The following is an 870-nucleotide window of genomic DNA, read 5'->3' on the forward strand; positions in this document are numbered from 1 at the left end:
CCGAGACGCTGCTTGCCACCCGTTGAGTGTTGCCGTGGCACCAGGCCAAGCCAAGCCGCAAAGTCACGCGCTTTGCGGAAGGTCTCGGGCGGCGGGGCCAGAACTGCAATGGCCGTGGCGATCAGCGGCCCGATCCCGGGCACTGTCATCAACCGCCGGGCCACTTCGTTCGCCTTCGCCCGACGGGCGATCTCAGCATCAAGCCGGCCGATCTCGGCCTCGAGGTGGGTCAGGGCCGCAACCAGAACCTTGAGGGTTCCGATCGCGTCGGCCGGCAAGCCGCTGCTGGGCTCCTCGACGATGGCGATCAGCTTCGCGGCATTCGCCGCTCCCTGCGGGACGATCTGCCCGAACTCTGTCAGATGACCCCGCAGCGCGTTGATCGCCTGCGTCCTTTGCCGGATCAGAAGCTCTCGGACCCGAAAGACCATCGCTGCCCCTTGGGTCTCTTCGCTCTTCACGGGCACGAAACGCATCGTCGGGCGCTGCGCTGCTTCACAAATGGCCTCGGCGTCGGCAGCATCATTCTTCTGCCTCTTGACGAAGGGCTTCACGTAGGCGGGCGGGATCAGCCGTACATCATGGCCCAGCTTGCCGATCTCGCGGCCCCAGTAGTGGGCACCGCCACAGGCTTCCATCGCCACGACACAGGGCTGCAACTGGCTAAAGAAGGCCAGCACTTGATCCCGCCGCAGCTTCTTGCGCAACTCCACCTGACCCGAGGCGTCCGCCCCATGGACCTGGAACACATTCTTCGCCAGGTCGAGCCCGACCGTGGTAATCTCCGACATGACCGCTCTCCTTTATGGATCCTCGCAGACCCACCTTGGCACATCGATGCCGTCGGGGGGCGGTCACATCATCAGAGCC

1 protein-coding gene is annotated in these 870 nt (G+C 64.7%); it reads right to left on the reverse strand.

Annotation, left to right across the window (positions count from 1 at the left end; translation table 11 throughout):
* Window positions 1–791 (reverse strand): IS110 family RNA-guided transposase (locus EEB11_RS19265; protein WP_135434203.1); only part of this gene is annotated, 791 nt, incomplete at its 3' end.
* Between the last annotated feature and the right edge of the window lie 79 nt (window positions 792–870).

Origin of the sequence: Pseudotabrizicola sediminis (assembly GCF_004745575.1) — a bacterium.
GTDB classification, from domain to species: domain Bacteria; phylum Pseudomonadota; class Alphaproteobacteria; order Rhodobacterales; family Rhodobacteraceae; genus Pseudotabrizicola; species Pseudotabrizicola sediminis.